This window comes from Vibrio sp. Vb1554 (genome assembly GCF_033344235.1).
In genome coordinates this window covers 1-1,037 of record NZ_JAWPOJ010000467.1, presented here as the reverse complement: position 1 = coordinate 1,037, position 1,037 = coordinate 1, and the positions used below count along the sequence as shown (strand labels likewise).

Below are 1,037 nucleotides of genomic sequence, written 5' to 3'. Positions count from 1 at the left end.
CGAATGGGATACAGCAGCAACGCAATGCATCGTGGAAGAAGCAGGCGGACGTATTCTCAGCACTCACCTCGAACCTTTGTCTTACAACGAACGGGAAACGCTAGAGAACCCGAACTTTATCGTGCTGGGCGATACGAATTTGCCTTGGGATGACATCCTGCAACGCAAAGATTAAATACTTATACTTGCGTAACTCAACTTGTATCATTAGGCCGTGAATTCCGTTCACGGCCTTTTCTTTTTCCCGCATGAGCAGCTTTAACAGTATTTGACCTACCATATACCTAAAGCTAATTAAACTGCACAAAATCACACAATTCCATTAAAATACAAATACTTAATTAATCAGCTTTGTCCCTCGTTTATTTACGTACAGCGAATAGATGGTTTGGCCTACTATGATCCAAAAGTAAAAAGAGCTGCACATTGGCAGCTCTTTTCTGTATTACGTTGGCTCGAGATTAGAATCGGCCTTTGTAGTCAAACTCGTATTGGCCTTGTGCGTTTGGCTGTCCAAGCCATTTCAACTGCTCCCCCATGCTTGATGGGAAATCTGCGCCAGGTTTAAACCACGCTTTCGTTGAATAGCGTTGATTCGGCATCAGCTCCGCTGAAAACGCCGAGGAAACTTGCGTACTGGTTTGCTCACCTGATGCAGTTAGCACGCTATCTTGGCATTTCAAATCAGCAATAACAGGGCCGAGCTCTAAGCTTCCCACTGGACTTTGAATGCCACTGGCACTCCAAACCAAAGTGCCTTCACCAGTTTTACACCACGGAGCTGCGTAAGTCGCATGACGAATGTTCAACTCCAGCTGGCCATCAACACCAATAGGCACCGGCAGGCGCGCTTGTTCGACGGCTTTCGATGCCGGGATCGACGCAACCAAATTTTCCGCGTAAAGGCCATCGCTGAGGCTGTAACCAACTAAACCTCGACCACGAATGTTCATATCACTGCCGCGCCCAAAACGTACCGAAAATTCGGCTTTGCCGGTAAACAAGCTAGACCATTGGAAATCCCAATTCACTTGCCC

The 1,037-nt window shown here is 47.1% G+C and carries 1 protein-coding gene and 1 pseudogene; one reads left to right on the top strand and one right to left on the bottom strand.

What is annotated here, in order from left to right; translation table 11 throughout:
• Positions 1–175 (top strand): annotated as a pseudogene (locus R8N28_RS27125) (3'(2'),5'-bisphosphate nucleotidase CysQ); the annotation flags it as partial.
• 286 nt (positions 176–461) lie between these two features.
• On the opposite strand, the gene R8N28_RS27120 reads toward R8N28_RS27125, so the two are convergent.
• Positions 462–1,037 (bottom strand): type II secretion system protein N (locus R8N28_RS27120; RefSeq protein ID WP_318183903.1); only part of this gene is annotated, 576 nt, incomplete at its 5' end.